Source organism: Pectobacterium sp. CHL-2024, assembly GCF_044751765.1.
Classification (GTDB): domain Bacteria; phylum Pseudomonadota; class Gammaproteobacteria; order Enterobacterales; family Enterobacteriaceae; genus Pectobacterium; species Pectobacterium brasiliense.
Genome location: NZ_JBIXKO010000001.1, coordinates 927,479 through 943,978 on the forward strand (window position 1 = coordinate 927,479; position 16,500 = coordinate 943,978).

15 protein-coding genes, 1 tRNA gene and 1 pseudogene are annotated in these 16,500 nt (G+C 47.6%); 11 read left to right on the plus strand and 6 right to left on the minus strand.

Annotation, left to right across the window (positions count from 1 at the left end; translation table 11 throughout):
* Positions 1-38: 38 nt before the first annotated feature.
* Positions 39-323 (plus strand): 50S ribosomal protein L25, encoded by a 285-nt coding sequence (rplY, locus tag ACIPUG_RS04120; RefSeq protein ID WP_014915006.1) that lies wholly within the window; start codon positions 39-41, stop codon positions 321-323.
* Between the two features lie 98 nt (positions 324-421).
* The gene (locus tag ACIPUG_RS04125) at positions 422-1,570 is read left to right on the plus strand and encodes a DUF1624 domain-containing protein (RefSeq protein ID WP_400337402.1); all 1,149 of its coding nucleotides are present in this window, start codon (positions 422-424) and stop codon (positions 1,568-1,570) included.
* Between the two features lie 79 nt (positions 1,571-1,649).
* Here the strand turns inward: ACIPUG_RS04125 and yejK are convergent, their stop codons facing one another.
* A complete protein-coding gene (yejK, locus tag ACIPUG_RS04130) occupies positions 1,650-2,660 on the minus strand; it encodes a nucleoid-associated protein YejK (RefSeq protein ID WP_039275459.1) in 1,011 nt (336 codons plus the stop codon).
* Positions 2,661-2,880: 220 nt separating this feature from the next.
* Between yejK and ACIPUG_RS04135 the strand changes: the two genes are divergently transcribed.
* The 7 genes and pseudogenes from ACIPUG_RS04135 (at position 2,881) to ACIPUG_RS04165 (ending at position 8,952) form a co-directional block, all read left to right on the plus strand.
* Positions 2,881-3,111: a YejL family protein gene (locus tag ACIPUG_RS04135; protein WP_005967239.1), complete on the plus strand. Its 231-nt coding sequence runs from the start codon at positions 2,881-2,883 to the stop codon at positions 3,109-3,111.
* A gap of 14 nt (positions 3,112-3,125) precedes the next feature.
* Positions 3,126-4,874: an LPS biosynthesis-modulating metalloenzyme YejM gene (gene yejM / locus ACIPUG_RS04140; protein WP_039468869.1), complete on the plus strand. Its 1,749-nt coding sequence runs from the start codon at positions 3,126-3,128 to the stop codon at positions 4,872-4,874.
* Between the two features lie 78 nt (positions 4,875-4,952).
* Positions 4,953-5,029, plus strand: a tRNA-Pro gene (locus ACIPUG_RS04145).
* 225 nt (positions 5,030-5,254) lie between these two features.
* A pseudogene (locus ACIPUG_RS04150) lies at positions 5,255-5,788 on the plus strand (DNA primase); the annotation flags it as partial.
* Between the two features lie 1,066 nt (positions 5,789-6,854).
* Positions 6,855-8,141 (plus strand): antiviral reverse transcriptase Drt2, encoded by a 1,287-nt coding sequence (gene drt2 / locus ACIPUG_RS04155; RefSeq protein ID WP_182099562.1) that lies wholly within the window; start codon positions 6,855-6,857, stop codon positions 8,139-8,141.
* Positions 8,142-8,432: 291 nt separating this feature from the next.
* Positions 8,433-8,678 carry a CopG family ribbon-helix-helix protein gene (locus tag ACIPUG_RS04160; protein WP_039302781.1) on the plus strand — a complete coding sequence of 82 codons (246 nt, stop codon included), beginning with the start codon at positions 8,433-8,435 and terminating at the stop codon, positions 8,676-8,678.
* Positions 8,668-8,952, plus strand: a complete 285-nt coding sequence (locus ACIPUG_RS04165) for a type II toxin-antitoxin system RelE/ParE family toxin (protein WP_203450337.1) — start codon at positions 8,668-8,670, stop codon at positions 8,950-8,952. Before ACIPUG_RS04160 ends, ACIPUG_RS04165 begins: the two co-directional genes overlap by 11 nt.
* A gap of 419 nt (positions 8,953-9,371) precedes the next feature.
* On the opposite strand, the gene ACIPUG_RS04170 is transcribed toward ACIPUG_RS04165, so the two are convergent.
* The gene (locus ACIPUG_RS04170) at positions 9,372-9,839 is read right to left on the minus strand and encodes an anti-virulence regulator CigR family protein (protein WP_400337405.1); all 468 of its coding nucleotides are present in this window, start codon (positions 9,837-9,839) and stop codon (positions 9,372-9,374) included.
* Between the two features lie 813 nt (positions 9,840-10,652).
* Between ACIPUG_RS04170 and ACIPUG_RS04175 the strand changes: the two genes are divergently transcribed.
* Complete coding sequence (locus ACIPUG_RS04175; protein WP_400337407.1) at positions 10,653-11,531, plus strand: cell envelope biogenesis protein OmpA; 879 nt, start codon at positions 10,653-10,655, stop codon at positions 11,529-11,531.
* Between the two features lie 155 nt (positions 11,532-11,686).
* Here ACIPUG_RS04175 and ACIPUG_RS04180 read toward each other — a convergent pair whose 3' ends face one another.
* The 3 genes from ACIPUG_RS04180 to ACIPUG_RS04190 all read right to left on the minus strand — a co-directional run bounded on the left by ACIPUG_RS04180 (position 11,687) and on the right by ACIPUG_RS04190 (position 13,320).
* Complete coding sequence (locus ACIPUG_RS04180; protein ID WP_400337409.1) at positions 11,687-12,157, minus strand: GyrI-like domain-containing protein; 471 nt, start codon at positions 12,155-12,157, stop codon at positions 11,687-11,689.
* A 225-nt stretch (positions 12,158-12,382) separates the two neighbouring features.
* Positions 12,383-12,712 (minus strand): DHCW motif cupin fold protein, encoded by a 330-nt coding sequence (locus ACIPUG_RS04185; RefSeq protein ID WP_400337411.1) that lies wholly within the window; start codon positions 12,710-12,712, stop codon positions 12,383-12,385.
* A 71-nt stretch (positions 12,713-12,783) separates the two neighbouring features.
* A complete protein-coding gene (locus ACIPUG_RS04190) occupies positions 12,784-13,320 on the minus strand; it encodes a rhodanese family protein (protein WP_400337413.1) in 537 nt (178 codons plus the stop codon).
* Positions 13,321-13,725: 405 nt separating this feature from the next.
* Between ACIPUG_RS04190 and ACIPUG_RS04195 the strand changes: the two genes are divergently transcribed.
* Complete coding sequence (locus ACIPUG_RS04195) at positions 13,726-15,126, plus strand: EmmdR/YeeO family multidrug/toxin efflux MATE transporter (RefSeq protein ID WP_400337415.1); 1,401 nt, start codon at positions 13,726-13,728, stop codon at positions 15,124-15,126.
* Positions 15,127-15,170: 44 nt separating this feature from the next.
* Here the strand turns inward: ACIPUG_RS04195 and ACIPUG_RS04200 are convergent, their stop codons facing one another.
* Positions 15,171-16,340 (minus strand): MFS transporter, encoded by a 1,170-nt coding sequence (locus ACIPUG_RS04200; RefSeq protein ID WP_400337417.1) that lies wholly within the window; start codon positions 16,338-16,340, stop codon positions 15,171-15,173.
* Positions 16,341-16,500: the final 160 nt, after the last annotated feature.

Genomic DNA, 16,500 nt, shown 5'->3' on the forward strand with positions numbered 1-16,500 from the left:
GCCTGTAGCAGGATTACTTTATATAAGTAGAGAAGAAAATGATTACTATCAAAGCAGAAGCACGTCAAGGTCAGGGTAAGGGTGCGAGCCGCCGCCTGCGTTCAGCTGGTAAATTCCCAGCCATCGTTTACGGTGGTTCAGAAGCACCAGTATCTATCGAACTGGATCACGACTCAGTAAAAAACCAAGAAGCGAAAGAAGGCTTCTACGGTGAAACCGTTATCCTGTCTATCGATGGCAAAGAAGTTAAAGTTAAAGTTCAGGCTGTACAACGTCACGTTTACAAGCCAAAACTGACTCACATCGACTTCGTTCGCGTTTAGTTTGCGCTGAAGTTGTTTTCCGGGACGCCGGAAAAGAAGAACGCCGCTATGCGGCGTTTTTTTTATAAAAATTTGTTTATTCACAAAGGAATGTGAACATGTCTCGTGATCTCTCACAGCGACTTATCGCTATCGATGCCCTGCGCGGTCTGGTTATGGTACTTATGCTACTGGACCATGTGCGGGAAACCTTTTATCTACACCTGCAACTCGCCGATCCGATTGATGTAACCAGTACCGATCCCATGCTATTCATCAACCGCACGCTGGCGCACCTGTGTGCTCCCGTATTTGTCTTTTTAACCGGGCTTTCTGCCGCGCTTTATCATCAGAAAGTGCAAGATCGCCGACAAACCGCCCTCTTCCTGTTCCAGCGCGGCTTAATTCTTATTCTTCTTGAGCTCACGCTAGTCAACTTCGCGTGGACGTTCCAATTCCCGCCGCAGGTCATCTATTTACAGGTTATCTGGGCCATCGGTATGAGTATGCTTGCCCTCAGCGCGTTGATCTGGCTCCCTGCGGGGCTGGTTTTCATACTGGGCATCGTTATCGTGGGCGGACATAACCTGCTGGATTCTCTGCAGGCTTCCGCAGGTTCCATCTGGTCTATTCCCTGGGCGATTTTGCACGATCGCGGTTGGATAGACATCGGCAACACATTCCGTATGCGCACTTCATACCCGGTATTGCCATGGATTGGCGTCATTTCACTTGGCTACGTCGCTGGGGCACTATATCGAAAAGAGGTATTTCCGCTTCAGCGCCAGAAAGTCCTGCTCACGCTGGCTGGGATCACGCTAGCGCTGTTCTTCGTTCTGCGTAGCATCAATCTGTATGGCGAAAAACCCTGGCAGCAGGGTGATGTCATCACGCAAACGCTCATGAGTTATTTCAACATCACGAAATACCCGCCATCGCTGCTGTTCCTCTGCCTGACGCTTAGCATCGGGCTTTGCCTGCTTGCCGTGTTTGAACGCCAGCAGCAACGGCGCTGGCTAGTTATACTGGCGAGCTTCGGTGCCGCACCGATGTTTTTCTACCTACTGCATCTGTATGTTTTAAAAGGTATGTATTTAACCGCTGTCGCGATCTGGGGGAAAAATCAGGGAGAATGGTTCGGCTTTTCCGCCGTCTGGCAATTGTGGGTGTGCACTCTGGTGCTGATGGTCGTGTTATTTTCGCCAGTTCGCGCGTTTGCCCGCTTAAAAGCCCGCCGCAGAGACATCCGCTGGCTTAAATACTTCTAATCTCTATCGTTTCAGCGCGCTATCAGCCGCTGCCCTTTTCATAAAATAAGAAAAAGGGCAGCGTATTCTGGTGCGATGTCTACGACTTACCGCTGCTTGTCCGACGCTGTAACTGATCGCGCAGGTTCGGTGGCGTGCCTTTAATCGTCAATGTATCCGTCGCCGGATCCCAGAAAATTCGCTCTCCGAGCAATAGCGCATCAAAATTCAGGCTGATACCACCGCCGCTGCCCGCAAATTTGGTCAACTGGCGCAGTGTTCCACGATCGGCAGGGAAGCTCTCTTCCAGCTCATAACCCTGCTCGGTTGAAAACTGCTGAAAGGTTTTCTCGCCCAGCGGTGGCAGTTCCTGCGACAGCGACGCCAGCTCGATTTCCTCACCGGACTGCAACTGCTCATTACAGTAGCTATACACCTGCTGGCGATAATTCTGGCGCTCGTTTTTATCTAACTGGGCTTCTTCACAATACTCATCAACGGCTTTCAGCAAGCCACGGTTTTGTGCTTTGGTGTCCAGCCCTTCTGACGCGGCCAGAAAATCCATAAAGAAGTCAGATACTTTGCGCCCAACGCGGCCTTTAAGGAACGTCAGATAACGTGTCGATTCTGGATTGGTCTCCCATTCCGTCAAATCGATACGCGCAACGATATCGGCATGGTTGATATCCAGATAGTGCGTGGTGCTGATATCCAGCTGTTCATTAACTCGCATGCTGTTGCAGCTATTGAGCACGGATATCAGTAAATACTCGACCGCCAGATAACGGTACTGGCAGAACAACACGATACCGCCTTCGGCAAACGGGTACTTCGCCAGCTCATCACGCAGACGCCCTGTCGCGGCGCGCGAGAAACTCAGAAAATCCTCATCCCCTTTGCGGCAAGCTCGCAGCGCATCCGCCAGCTCGCTTTGCTCATTAAACAGCCCATAGGCCTTACTCTTGGCGCTGTAGACGCGATGCAGTTCAGCCATCATCTCTTCTACTGCCGCATTGGTCGACAGCAGGGAATCACGCAACACCATTTCCAGCGTTTGTTCGTCACGTTTAATTAGCTGATGCAGGGCAATCTGGGCGATATCCAGACTCATGATAAACTCTCCTTTTGGCAAGGCGCGTATTCAAACACTGATACGAACGGCCCGCAACACATTAAAGCGGGCCCTTTACATCTGTACGCGCGCTAAGCGTCTACACTACTTATTGATAAAAGCACGCCAGTGATAAAAATACGTTAATGATAAAAGTGCAGAAAAGCATAAGCCTATACGGTAAGATAAGCGACTTTACCAGCTTGAGATACGCCATTTTATGCCACAATCATCCCGTTATAGTGACGAACACGTTGAACAACTGCTTTCTGAGATGGTCAATGTTCTGGAAAAGCACCACGCCCCAACCGATCTTGCTTTGATGGTGCTCGGTAACATGGTGACAAACCTGATTAACACCAGCATCGCGCCTGCACAACGTCAGGTTCTGGCGCGTTCTTTCGCTGAAGCCCTGCAGGCTTCGATTAAAAAAGCCGATAAAGCTCACTAAGTTTTGACCAACGTATGGTAACCAACCGTCAGCGCTACCGCGAAAAAGTCTCCCAGATGATCAGTTGGGGACACTGGTTCGCCTTATTCAACATTTTGCTCACTTTGGGGCTGGGTAGCCGCTACCTGTTTGTTGCCGATTGGCCGACATCCCTGTTCGGTCGACTTTACGCGCTGGTTAGCTGGCTTGGTCATTTTAGCTTTATCGTCTTTGCTGCTTATCTGCTGGTCATCTTCCCGCTCACGTTTATTGTGATGTCGCAGCGCCTGTTGCGGTTCCTGTCTGCGGCGCTGGCAACGGCTGGGCTGACGATACTGTTAGTGGATGTTGAGGTCTTTACACGCTTTCACCTGCACCTCAACAGCACCGTTTGGGAACTCGTCGTCAACCCCGGACAGGGTGAGATTGCCCGCGACTGGCAGTGGATGTTTATCGGCATTCCATTGATTTTCATGGCGGAAATGCTGTTCGGCACCTGGTGCTGGCAAAAACTCCGCAGCCTGAATCGCCGCCATTTTGGCAAACCGCTGGCGGGCGTTTTCATCTCGGCGTTCTTCGCATCGCATCTGATGTACATTTGGGCCGATGCGAATTTCTATCGCCCAATTACCATGCAGCGTGCCAACCTGCCGCTGTCTTATCCGATGACGGCACGTCGTTTTCTGGAAAAACATGGCCTGCTGGATGCACAGGAATATCAGCGTCGCCTGACGCAGCAGGGTAATCCTGAAGCCATGACGGTGGAGTATCCGCTCAGTGACATCACCTTCCGCGATAGCGGCAGCGGCTACAACCTGCTGATGGTGATGATCGACGATACGCAGCCCGACGCTATACAAAACCGGATGCCAAACCTGTCGCGCTTCGCCGCAGAAAACGTGCGCTTTAGCGATCATTACGATTCAGGATCTCAGCCAGACGCCGCCTTGTTTAACCTGTTTTACGGCCTCTCGACGACCTATATGGACGGCATCCTGAGCGCGCGCAAACCTTCTGCCTTGATCACCGCGTTAAGCCAGCAGGGTTATCAGTTCGGACTATTTTCGGCGAACGGCTTCAACAGCCCGCTTTATCGTCAGGCGCTGCTTTCTGATTTCTCCTTACCTGCACCCCAGCAGCAAAGCGGCGATGCCATCATCACGCAATGGCAGGAATGGCTCAGCCGCGATAATAATCCAGCCCCCTGGTTCTCTTACGTTGAACTGAGCAGCGCACCGAAAACCGCAGATGGCAAAGACGCTGGGCCTAACGGCCGCATGAATATTCAGGACGTCGATCGCCAGATTGGGCAAATCATTCATACCCTGCAGGAAAAAAACATTCTGAATAACACCGTCGTCATCGTGACAACGGCACAAAACCAGAATGCTAATGCCAGCAACGCGGCACGTTTTGCCCGAACTCAGTGGCAAACGCCGCTCATTGTTCACTGGCCGAACACGCCTGCGCAGACTATTACGAAAATGACGGATAACAAAGACGTCATGACCACGCTAATGCAGCGCCTGCTCCACGTTAAAAACAGCACGGATGATTATTCGCAGGGTGAAGACCTGTTCTCAGCCCAGCGACGCTACCCGTGGTTGATTAACGGCAACGGTGGCACCCTGCTCATCACAACGCAGGATCAGCTCATCGTATTGGAAAGCAACGGCAACTACCGGGCTTACGACATGGCGGGAAATCGGTTGAATGATGAAAAACCGCAGCTTGCCCTACTCTTGCAGGTACTAACGAACGAAAGACGCTTTATCGCCAACTAACTGCCTAAATCTAAAGCAGTCGTTCCATCCGGCTATTGCAATAAGGTCAGGAAAAGGTAGTATGAATGCCCATAGCATCGGCACGTAGCGCAGCCTGGTAGCGCACCGTCATGGGGTGTCGGGGGTCGGAGGTTCAAATCCTCTCGTGCCGACCAAATAATCCCAGAAAAACCAACCTCTTACGGTTGGTTTTTTTTCGTCTTCAATTTGCCGATGGTAAAACAATGGTAAAATGATGGTAAAACCACAGACGGAAGGAACCCGTAGAACTGTAATAAGTGACAGTTTTTGAGTTGCCTGGCTGAATGGACAGGAGCTTTACTGGCAGGGTGAAGGCGGACAGCGGCAGCATTTGGTTCCCCCCCTTCCTTATGTGGTTGCGGCGCTGGTTGTCACTCTTACCCGATGATGCCAGCGAACAAGTGCGGCGCGTGGCGTCACGTTTTGCCGTATTGGAAGCCACTTTATTACTCTCTGCCTCTTTTACCGGCTGGACAACGCAGGAATGCCACGATGCGCTACAACACAGTTTCTATGCCTGGGTAAATGAATTTGGCATGGACAACCGTGAAGCCAAAGCCTGGGTAGAACAGGCCGACGCATTTTTGCACCAGTTTGGCTACAGCCGTTATTTACCTCACCCCAACCCTGATCCACGCGATTTACCCATCAAGGATCTGGCAGGATATAGGGTGAAAAAGCCGGGAGCCGATACACTGGTATTTCACACCTTCCCTGCCGTATTCAATAACGAAATTGCCACAGGTGCGAATGCCGCCGCGTTTGCGCAGGTGCTGGCCGATGCCGGAATGCTGGATAAACCCGCCAAAGGCATTACACGTAAATCACTGCGCATTGACGGCAAGCAGCCGCGCTTTGTGGTGCTCATGACGCTCGACGACGAGGAAGAGTAAATCACGCGTAAGGTAAAATAAGGTCGGTTCGGTAGGTTCAGTCGGTTCATTATTTTAATACTTTGATTTATCGTTATTTTTATTTGAATAGTGAACCGACCCTGAACCGACTTTAGCCCTTTTGAACCGACCTAACCAAACCCCCTTTTTCTGGCTGGCTTGGTGAACCGACTTACACACCGCGTGAACCTACCCATAGGTCGGTTCAATTCTGAAAATAATCATCTTATCTATCAATCAGTTGACTACATGAACCGACTGAACCTACCGAACCTACCCACTTTTGCTTATCTATAAGAATTTGCGCACACAAAAATCATGATGGGTTAAACCATTACCAGCAAAAAGTACGCAAAACGACACAGCGCCGTTACGGAAAAATGCGCAATATGGTACGCAATTGTGCGCATTGCTGTGCGAACTGCGTACCGCGCTACAACCAGCGCCACACCTCATTTTATTCAATTTAAAATCAATTTTTTGGTCGGTACGCATGTATCGAAATGCTATGGTTTTTTGCGAAGTCGGCGCGGCGAGTGGTTGAATCGGAAAATAGCCTGAAATGGTAAATTGGGGGGATTCATCTATGACCGAGTAAAACATTACTAATATTAGATTTTGATGGATGTTTCTTTATGCCCATTGCTCTCGACCAAGCTTGATGCACAGACCGTGTGAAAAACGGAAATTACTAACAACACAGTGTATTAATAAAAGGGGCAGAAGTTCTGCTTGTAACTGGGTAGCAGGGAATGTTATAAATTTCTTGCCCTAGGTGAAGGCTTAGGGGTGATGTACAGTTTGTCAACTCTCGGACAGCTAACTTCGCTGCAAACCGACCAGAGTATGACCAACAAGTGGACGATGCTCATAACGGTCTCCATAATACTGATTACATTATACAGTGTTTCTAACATTTGCGGTGAAATGCACTATCTGGGCTACTTGTAGTTCTATGTGTATGAGAAGGTTGGATAAAGACCACTTTGTTAAGCCGGGGCAATATTTTTCTGAATGACCGCAGTTCGAAATTGCCCCGGTTTCACAAATATTGAGAATTCATAAAATGGAATCCCATGAACATCCTTGGTTTAGGAAACGTGGCTATCTTCATTTCGATAAACCCATTTCCCTTGAACATGCATTAGACATAGTCACGAACCCTAAAACGATTGCAACTCATTCGTTTCTTCCGTTTATTACATTCACATCTACTACTTACAAAATACAAAAAGACAAAGGCACTAATGCTATAAATAAAACGCTTAAAGAAAGGCCTATAGCTTATTCATCGCATATAGATAGTCATATCTACTCTTACTATGCTGCAACTCTTGATGAACTCTATGAGAACGAACTGCGGACGCATAAAATTACTAAAAATGTATTGGCATTTAGAGCATTAAATAAAAGTAATATTGAATTCGCCTATGAGGCTTTTCAAGAAATAAAAAAGAGAGGTGACTGTAGTGTCGTTGCTTTAGATTTATCGAAGTTTTTCGATACTCTTGATCATTCTTTTCTGAAAGATTCTTGGTGCAGATTACTTGCTACAGATAAGTTACCAGAAGATCATTATGCCGTTTTCAAAGCGATAACAAAATATTCAAAAGTGGATAAAGAAAAAGTATATGATTTAATGTCAATCCCGAAAAACAATGCTAAGCACACTAAGAAAACAAAGAAGCAAATTTGTTCTTTTGTAGATTTCAGGGATAAAGTCAGGAAAGCTAATTTGATAATACCTAATAAGGCTAGCTATGGAATACCGCAAGGCTCACCAATTAGTGCTCTTCTATCAAATATATATATGCTTAATTTCGATATTGAAATGAATGAATACGTTTCATCTTTAGGGGGTGAATATTTTCGATATTGTGACGATATGCTTTTCATTGTTCCTACACATGAAAAAAACAATGTAGCTGGCGAAGCAGAAAAAAGATTAATTAAGCTTAAGGTATCTCTTAACATCAAGAAAACAGAGATCAGAGAGTTTTCAGTTACCCCATCTAAAATAAAATGTGATAAACCTCTGCAATACTTAGGGTTTATATTCGATGGGGAAAATATTTTCCTCAGGTCATCATCTCTATCACGTTATTCTGACAGAATGAAACGAGGTGTACGCCTTGCAAAAGCGACAATGAAACGAAAAAATAAAATTAGAAAATATAAGGGGTTAGCTAAGAAAGATCTCTTTAAAGAAAAAATTTATGCCCGTTATGCACACGTAGGTAAACGAAATTTTTTAACTTACGGGTATAGAGCATCTCGTATAATGAATTCGAAATCAATAAGGAAACAATTAAAACCTCTATGGGAAAGATTACAGAACGAAGTTAACAAATAAAAGATCAATGATATGTATTACTAAAAAAGTGTTATTGAACGCAATCTAAGGTAACTCTCTCATTAGAACTGTTCATCACCTATAACATACAGAGCTATTGATAATTAATCTATTTTTGACACAATTATTATTCTTCAAAATCTGGTACGTTTACTTCGGCTCTTAACTGGCGATAACAAACCTACTTCAACATATGACTTGATCTCCCAAATACCATTAAGTAGCCACTTGCCTCTCTCTTCTCACCTCACTACAATGTATACAAAACACACAATGTAGTGAGGTGGCAGTATGGGTGTCATGTCCGTTCGCTTAAATGATGAAACAACCGCGCAACTTGATGCGCTGGCTAAAGCCACGGGACGTACCCGCTCTTTTCTGGCTGGACAAGCCATTGAAGATTATCTTGCGCGGGAAGCCTGGCAGATAGCAGAGATCGAGCAAGCTATTAAAGAAGCCGATGCGGGCGATTTTGTCTCATCAGATGAGATGAACAATCTGTTTAAAAAGTTAGGTACGGTAAGACATGGAAATTAAATGGCTGCGTAAAGCTGCGGCCAATTTGGAAGCCGAGTACCTCTATATCGCGCAAGACAATCCACAAGCTGCCAGCCAGTTCGTAGATGAAGTTCAAAGGTTAACGGAATTACTACCGCAACAGCCAGCAATGGGAAGACCTGGCCGTGTACCTGGAACGCGTGAACTGGTGTTAACGCACTATCCCTACATCATCCCCTACCGTGTGAAAGATAATATGATCCAGATTCTGCGCGTTTTTCATACGCACAGGCGTTTACCATCAAAATGGTGAACAACTCGTTTTCCTGAATTTTAACGAACATACATCCACCAACTAACCGTCACGCAGATATAAAAGACGACAAAAAAAGAGCCAACAATCAATATCGTCCGATCGGGGTGGGAAACGTATCGGTGCAGGCGATCCCATTGGTAATACCAATACGGTGAAACATGGAGGGCGCTGCCGTCAGGCATTCTTTCCGTTGACTGGTGATAATGGACGATTCACGCCGTTGCAATTGCTACGAGAAACCTGCTCTTTGCCGAACGTGTCGGCGAGTTGATGCACAGACCTCTTTCTTTGGGGGACAGTCGAGTGGCGTGAGTTTATGTTGCCTGATAGGATTCTATGGTAGCCCCCCCGGAAAATGATGGTATTGGTACGTCGCCAGGCAAAAGCAAACCCTACACCATAATGGTAGGAGTGTATTAATCGAAAACACCGTTGATGACCGCAGTCACAATAGCGGTGCTTAAAGCAACGAGCACCAAATCCTTACCCACAGCTCGCCATTCATAGCCAGGGTAATAGGGTAAGTTGTTAATCATTGATGCAGGCAACGTTTTCTTGGCAATGCCCGGAGGCAATGGTTTGCCACGTGCTACATTTTTAGCGATACCCGGAGGGAGAGCCTGATATCCAAGCAGGCCATAATTAACAGCCAGAGCACGGGCCTGAGAAAAGCTAATATCGGAATCGACATGGCTCGGCTTACCGTAGTTCTTGCGGTTTCCATTGTCTTCATTCCATTTCCCAGCACCATGGCCTTTGTTGCCATGAACACCACTATTACCGTGGCCATTGCCATTACCCGGGTTTGCATAAACCGGTGCGGCAAGGATAGTGAAAGAGATAACCGCCGCAAGTGCGGTTTTGATAGTGCGATGCTTAAGCATGCGGTTTATTCCTTGGGACAAGGTACATATTCTTAAGATAGAACAAGGTTATAACCTTAACAATCTCATGATTTCTTATTTTTAAATACTTCCACATAAGTTGCATAAACATCAGCGTTGCGTTGGCAGAGGGGCGACCATAGGTTTACACCACTTTGTTGTGTACCAATATGTTGCACTTTTTCTGACTATCCAACACATCAGTCAGTGAGGCAGATTGCATAGGTGCCATGTCCACTCGACGGAATGATAAAACGGCCACTCAGCGTGAGCCGCAGGATAAAGCCACAGCGCGTACACGCTCTTTTCTGCTCCCAAATAAGTGAAAGATAATATGCTCCAGATTCTGCACGTCTTTCATACGCACAGATATTTAGCGCAAAAATAATAAAAAATAGTATCTACTAGCCATCATCAAAAATATCCGTTTTCTTCTGGCAATAAATATCCCAGATAGCAAAATCAATAATACAACACTATGCAAAGCAGATTGAGAATATCATTGCAATTGCGCGGCTTGCGCTGACCTTTCATCTCTATAACAGGTTCACTTATCAGAAAATCCACCTCGCATAAGTACTAAAACAGATTTAAATGAAGCACCGAGGATTTGCGAGATCATTACCCAACGTGAATCGGTCGTCAATGCTATTAGGTACTACCTATTGTCGGTGCGATGACACGTGTTATTTACGTGCTAGCACAATGTCCGTCGATACTGTCATGGGCTAATTATTAACGTGCCGGCATACGTAAAATGGAATCAATGCGTTCCCCATAATCGTGGGGATTTTTATATTAAGAGGAAGTGAAATGAAAAAATATGCAATTGCATTAATGTGCCTATTATCAGCGTCAGCCTTTTCAGAAACCTATAAAGGCTATCCTGATATTCCAGGTACCGCAGTGGGTTTTGCCACGGAAATCGTAAGCTATACGCCAGGCCCTAATGTATCTTCAAGTTATAAAGTGCCCGAAAGAATACTTGGCGAACCTAACCGTTACAGCACGAATGAAAATATACTTTCTCTCGGTGCAGCAGGTAGCGTTGTGGTTCGCTTTTCCCCATACGCGATTAAAAAGAGCGGTACTGCCGATGCGGATTTTTATGTCTATGAAGCAGGAACCTATGAATCGTGGGATGCCTACGTATCCAATGACGGCAGTGAATGGATCAAGGCCACCCCCGTGTTTCAAGCCATTAATCCTGCATCCGCTCAGACGACAACCAATCGTGGTTCTGTAATCGGGTATGATGTTGATGTGATTGATTCCGAGTCTGATTCATTTACCTACCTGAAAATCGTCGACACCAGTCTGTCGAAATATGCCGATTCACCGGGTGCCGACCTTGACGCGATTGTTTTGACGAGTGTAAAAGCGTTGGGCACGGAAGTATTTATTGATACCGATTCTCGTAACGGAAAAGTCTATAACCTGTATCAGAACGACATTACTGGTGCGGTAGGTGTCAAAATTATCAGTAAAGACAATACGGTCTCGTATATTCCCTTCTCTACCGATGATTCGCTGAAAGCCATCGCGCTATCGTTGCAAGGTGATTTCAATTGCGATGATGAAAAGGATATTAATGTTTTAGCTACACGAAAATCTGACGGGGTTCAGTTAAACATCATCAAACAACAGAATGGGACAGCTATTAAGACTATCGATAACTCAGTGACTAAGTGATGCATTACAACAGGCATTCATTGAGTGCCTGTGATAATGATAAATACCCTCACCATGCCAAGATATACCACAATGTAATCTTTCACGGCGTATTATCAGTAACGATGCAGGCTGCTCCGATATTTTTATTTTTAAACCAATCTCAATAAACGGACTTAATTCACTTTTTCAACAGACTGCCATATTTCAATTTCCCAGTTACCGTTGCTTCCGTCGCATAAATAACTTTCATAACATATATCGCCTGCTGGACGATATCCCTGCGCATGAATGGCTTTATAAAAGTCATCCCAGGCTTTCGCAAAGTCGCCCTTTTCCACAATGGTGTGCGTTACGGCATAAAGCCCACCGGGAATGATTTTCCTGCGTATTTCTGTCCCTTCCGGCAGCGTTGACGGCATCTCTTTGCACGTAATCGCCACATCCGCCCGTAATTCATCCGGTTCTACTTTGCTGGGATCATCCCAGTAGAACGCCAAAGATTTATCGATAGAGAGATGATGCTCCCTTGCCCACGATAATATTTCATCAAATCCCTGCGGTATTTTTTCGTAATAAGGACCGACGACCCGAAGACTCAGCACTTCCATAGATTCTGCAAGTTCAATTCTGATAGACACGATCATGCACTCCTGATTCATGTAGATAATAAACTCGGTACCATTAGACATACTAAGTGTATGGCTATATGCCAATGTCGGCAACAGGCTTAGAGGCGAATTTCTTTCGTCTCTATCAACGGATTGAGCATTGCTACACAGATTTTTTCCTAGCTTCGACGAACGCGATCCCAGATAGGATGAGTTAACTAATCAAGGGCTAATCCCCATACTCTGGATTAGCCCCTAGCATCAATCCACAACAAACGGCTTCGCGCCCGTCTCTGTGTAGGAGCGATGGGCTTCCGCGTTATCCGCAACCTGGTAGCTCATTCCCGGTTTTAGGACAAAAACACGGCCATCATCTAATTCCGTATGAAGTTCACCTTCAAGGCACAGCAAAATATGCCCTTTAGAGCACCAGTGATCGGCCAGATAGCCTGGCGTGTACTCAACAATGCGAACCCGAATATTATCAAAACGCTGTGTTCGCCAGTAGGCGATCCCCGTGTCGCCCCGGTGCTCGGTGGGCTCTATTTGCGACCAGTCAGTCGTACCAAACGGAATGTTTTTCATATCCATATTACTGCCCCTATTCTTTAACGTTATCGGTTAACACTCCACTTACTCTTCCGGCAAGCCATCCCGGCACATCAGCGTTTGGCGCCACGGTTCCACGGCATTTTCATCAACAGTCTTGCCATGCCACAAAAACCCGTGATCCCTGCAAACAGCAGCCCTGCTCCTACAAAACCAGAAAGCAGGAAGAAAGCGCTGTTTACACTGTAACCCAGTAATACACCACCCAGAATCAGGGCGCCAGCGACGATTTGAACCTGCCGCATGAGTTCAATCGGCTGCTTACGATTCACTTCCGTTGGAAATCCTGCCTTTTTCCATGCGGTCATTCCCCCTTCCAGAAGAAATACCGTTGCGGGTGAAACCGCCTGCACCAGCAAGTCAGCATTCTGCTCCGAGCGCATGCCAGACAAACAATGGAAAATCACAACCTGTCCTTCTTTCTCATCATCAGGAAGGACATACCCAGCAGAGGAATTCAGCGGGTGCAACCTTGCCTGTGCGATATGCTCGCGGGCATATTCTTCCGGCTGGCGAATATCAATGAGCACCGCCCCTTCATCTAACAATTTACGAGCCTGAGCGGGGGAGATAGCAAGTGGCGTTGGCATGATCGTAATCCTCTTTTTGAGCCGCTGAACCCCGTCATCATGCATCGTTCAACGTGGTATTCAGTCAGCAAGGAAGGTGATATCGCTGATTGTTTGCGTGTCACCATTAGTTTAGTTAAATCTAATTAAGTAAAATCTAAATTAAATAATGGGCACGTGCAACAACTTTCCGCGCGGAGAAAGCAATCCAGACTGGACATCGATTTAGCGGCTGATACTCTGTAAACAGAAACGCTATTTTAAAAAACAACCATGCTGCCGCGATCGTACAAAATGGATCAGTCACGGTATGGATAAGTCACTGTATGCATAAGTACTGTGCAAAAATAATGCTATTTGCGAGCCACCTTGTGGCTCTGTTTACCGTGCCGACTGGGAAACTTGAGATACCGCCAAGATCGTTTCATGAAAAAATTAAAAGATACCGACTGGTATAAAAAGCGTTACTCCAACCGCGTTCTCTTCTGGAGAGAAATCTCACCGCTCGCCTTTCCCATCTTTATTGAAGGCCTTTGCGTCGTGTTGATGGGGGTTTTCAGCACCTTCCTGGTCAGTTGGCTAGGGAAAGAGGCCATGGCAGCCGTCGGTCTGGCTGATAGCTTCAATATGGTTATCATCGCGTTCTTTACCGCCGTCGCATTAGGTACCGCCGTTGTTGTCGCGTTCAGCCTGGGACAACGTAACAGAAAGCAGGCACGGTCGGCCGCTCGTCAGTCAATGTCATTACTGGTTCTGTCATCGTTTCTGTTGGTCGCTCTGGTTGAATTCGCCGGCTCAGCGATTATCGATCTGATCGCAGGACAGGCCGACGTACAGGTTAAAGCACTTGCCCTCACGTTCCTTCGCTGGACGGTGTGGGGATATCCTGCCGTCGCCATCGCGCTGGTAGGCTGTGGTGCGTTGCGGGGCGCGGGTAATACCAAGTTGCCTATGGTCATCAACATTGGGATGAATATTCTCAATATTGGCATCAGTAGCCTACTGATTTACGGTGCATTTTCCTGGGATGGCCTTGGCTTTGTTGGCGCGGGCATTGGTATTACTATTTCGCGCTATATCGGCGCGGTATTCGTGATTCTGACGCTAATCCACGGTTTTAACGGTGCGCTGCGCATTCCCTTCAAGTCTTACTTTGCGCCTTTTACCCTGTCGATCCTTTATGAAGTGCTCAGTATCGGTATTCCCGCCAGCATTGAATCCGTTATGTTTAACATCGGCAAGCTGATCACCCAGCGTTTTGTGGCAGATATGGGAACCGAGGTCATTGCCGGAAACTTTATTGCTTTCTCCATCTCAACGCTGATCAACCTTCCCGGTAATTCACTCGGTGCGGCCGCCACCATTATCGTTGGTACACGGCTGGGGAAAGGCCAAATCATGCAGTCCACCCGCCAGTTAAAGCACATCTTCTGGCTGTCCAATATCGGTCTGTGCGTACTTGCCGTCCTGTCGGTGCCAAGTGCCAGCTTTTTGGCATCGTTTTACACCAATGAGCCGGAAGTTATCGAAGTGGCAAAACATCTCCTGTGGCTCAACGCACTATTTATGCCGATCTGGGCGGCGTCCTGGGTGCTTCCTGCTGGTCTAAAAGGCGCGAAAGACGCCAGCTACACCATGTGGGTAGCAATGGCAGGCATGTGGGGATGTCGGGTCATCGCGGGATATATCCTCGGCGTGATGCTCGGTTTTGGCGTGATCGGCGTGTGGATGGGGATGTTCTTTGACTGGATTGTACGCGGGTTCTTCTATTACCGCCGCCTGATGAGTGGACGCTGGCTATGGCGCTATCGCCCACCAACAAACTGATGATAGCGAGCGGGTTTCCGCTCGCTGACAACACAACAAACCGCTTAGCGACCCGGGCTCTTCACCGGAGCAAAACGGGTCGCCATGAGAATCAACACGACCACGCCAACAGTCATGATCATCCAGGCCTGTTCCAGACCCGCCGTATGCTGACGAATGAAACCGGCCAGCAAAGGCATCAGGCTGGCGAGGATGTAGCCACCGCCCTGCACAAAGCCCATCAGTGAACCGGTTTTATGTGATTCGGTCACCTGATCCAACGCCACAATCAGCGACAGCGGGAACAGCGCACCAATGCCAACACCCAGCATGATAATGATGGGATACGTAAACGTCAGCGGTGCCACAATCAACCCAATCATTCCCACCAGCATCACGGTCAGGATCGGAAGCAACAGCTTGCGTCGATCGGGAAAACGGTTGATGAACGTTGATACCAACAGGCCGGAAATTACTTCCGTCAGCGTTAATCCGCCCAACATCAGGCCGCTTTGCGTCGCATCTAACCCCAGTTGAATGTAATACGGCGGCAGCCATGCCAGCACCAGCGTATACGCACCCGTACCAATACCGAAGAACACCATCAGCAGCCAGTCCATCCCGCTTCGGCGCGTTGCTACAACAGCCACCGCATCCTGCTTCACGGTATACGCTTTAGGGATACACCGCCAGGCCACCGCAGCCACTAGTGCCACAATCCCCCAGCAGGCCAGCGCACTTTGCCAGCCCCACACATTTGCCAGCGGAGAAACCGATGACGCCGCAAACGCCGCACCGGTCATAATCGCCGTGGTATAAAAACCCATGAGGAGACTGCTGTGGCGACCAAAATGGAGCTTGATAAACGACGGCACCAGCGCCTGAATCAAGGCAATCCCGATTCCGGCAAGCGCGGCGCTAACCAGCAGCGCAATGCCGCTATTCAGCCACCAGCGGGCGCTGCACGCCAAGGCAATGACCACAATGCCCAGCGTGATTCCCCGATATTCACCAAGACGCGCCTGCAACTGACCGCCATATAACGCGCACCACCCCATAGCGAACACCGGGAGCGTAGTTAACATTCCCGCCATGCTGTCATCCAGGCCCGTTGCAGCCTGAATCTGATTCAGCAATGGGCCAATCCCAGCCAGAACAGGACGTAAATTCAGCCCCAACAGGATAATTGTGAAGAACAGAAAAGCCCGCGTGCGGGCCGTTGATGTCACTGCCATGTATAACCTCAATAGCTTGAGTAAATCACTACGACTTGATGAACATTATCTTCACATAAAGAATCTTAACGTCAAGATAAAATCTTATGGCAGACCGATGCAGCATAAATTTGATCAATGCCGATAAGCGCATTCGGATATCAACCGGCTGGAAAGTGAC

What these genes read in the sequence shown, in the direction of transcription:
- rplY (WP_014915006.1), top strand. Translation starts at nt 39, where the DNA reads ATGATTACTATCAAAGCAGAAGCACGTCAAGGTCAGGGTAAGGGTGCG.
- ACIPUG_RS04125 (WP_400337402.1), top strand. Translation starts at nt 422, where the DNA reads ATGTCTCGTGATCTCTCACAGCGACTTATCGCTATCGATGCCCTGCGC.
- yejK (WP_039275459.1), bottom strand. Translation starts at nt 2,660, where the DNA reads ATGAGTCTGGATATCGCCCAGATTGCCCTGCATCAGCTAATTAAACGT.
- ACIPUG_RS04135 (WP_005967239.1), top strand. Translation starts at nt 2,881, where the DNA reads ATGCCACAATCATCCCGTTATAGTGACGAACACGTTGAACAACTGCTT.
- yejM (WP_039468869.1), top strand. Translation starts at nt 3,126, where the DNA reads ATGGTAACCAACCGTCAGCGCTACCGCGAAAAAGTCTCCCAGATGATC.
- drt2 (WP_182099562.1), top strand. Translation starts at nt 6,855, where the DNA reads ATGGAATCCCATGAACATCCTTGGTTTAGGAAACGTGGCTATCTTCAT.
- ACIPUG_RS04160 (WP_039302781.1), top strand. Translation starts at nt 8,433, where the DNA reads ATGGGTGTCATGTCCGTTCGCTTAAATGATGAAACAACCGCGCAACTT.
- ACIPUG_RS04165 (WP_203450337.1), top strand. Translation starts at nt 8,668, where the DNA reads ATGGAAATTAAATGGCTGCGTAAAGCTGCGGCCAATTTGGAAGCCGAG.
- ACIPUG_RS04170 (WP_400337405.1), bottom strand. Translation starts at nt 9,839, where the DNA reads ATGCTTAAGCATCGCACTATCAAAACCGCACTTGCGGCGGTTATCTCT.
- ACIPUG_RS04175 (WP_400337407.1), top strand. Translation starts at nt 10,653, where the DNA reads ATGAAAAAATATGCAATTGCATTAATGTGCCTATTATCAGCGTCAGCC.
- ACIPUG_RS04180 (WP_400337409.1), bottom strand. Translation starts at nt 12,157, where the DNA reads ATGATCGTGTCTATCAGAATTGAACTTGCAGAATCTATGGAAGTGCTG.
- ACIPUG_RS04185 (WP_400337411.1), bottom strand. Translation starts at nt 12,712, where the DNA reads ATGGATATGAAAAACATTCCGTTTGGTACGACTGACTGGTCGCAAATA.
- ACIPUG_RS04190 (WP_400337413.1), bottom strand. Translation starts at nt 13,320, where the DNA reads ATGCCAACGCCACTTGCTATCTCCCCCGCTCAGGCTCGTAAATTGTTA.
- ACIPUG_RS04195 (WP_400337415.1), top strand. Translation starts at nt 13,726, where the DNA reads ATGAAAAAATTAAAAGATACCGACTGGTATAAAAAGCGTTACTCCAAC.
- ACIPUG_RS04200 (WP_400337417.1), bottom strand. Translation starts at nt 16,340, where the DNA reads ATGGCAGTGACATCAACGGCCCGCACGCGGGCTTTTCTGTTCTTCACA.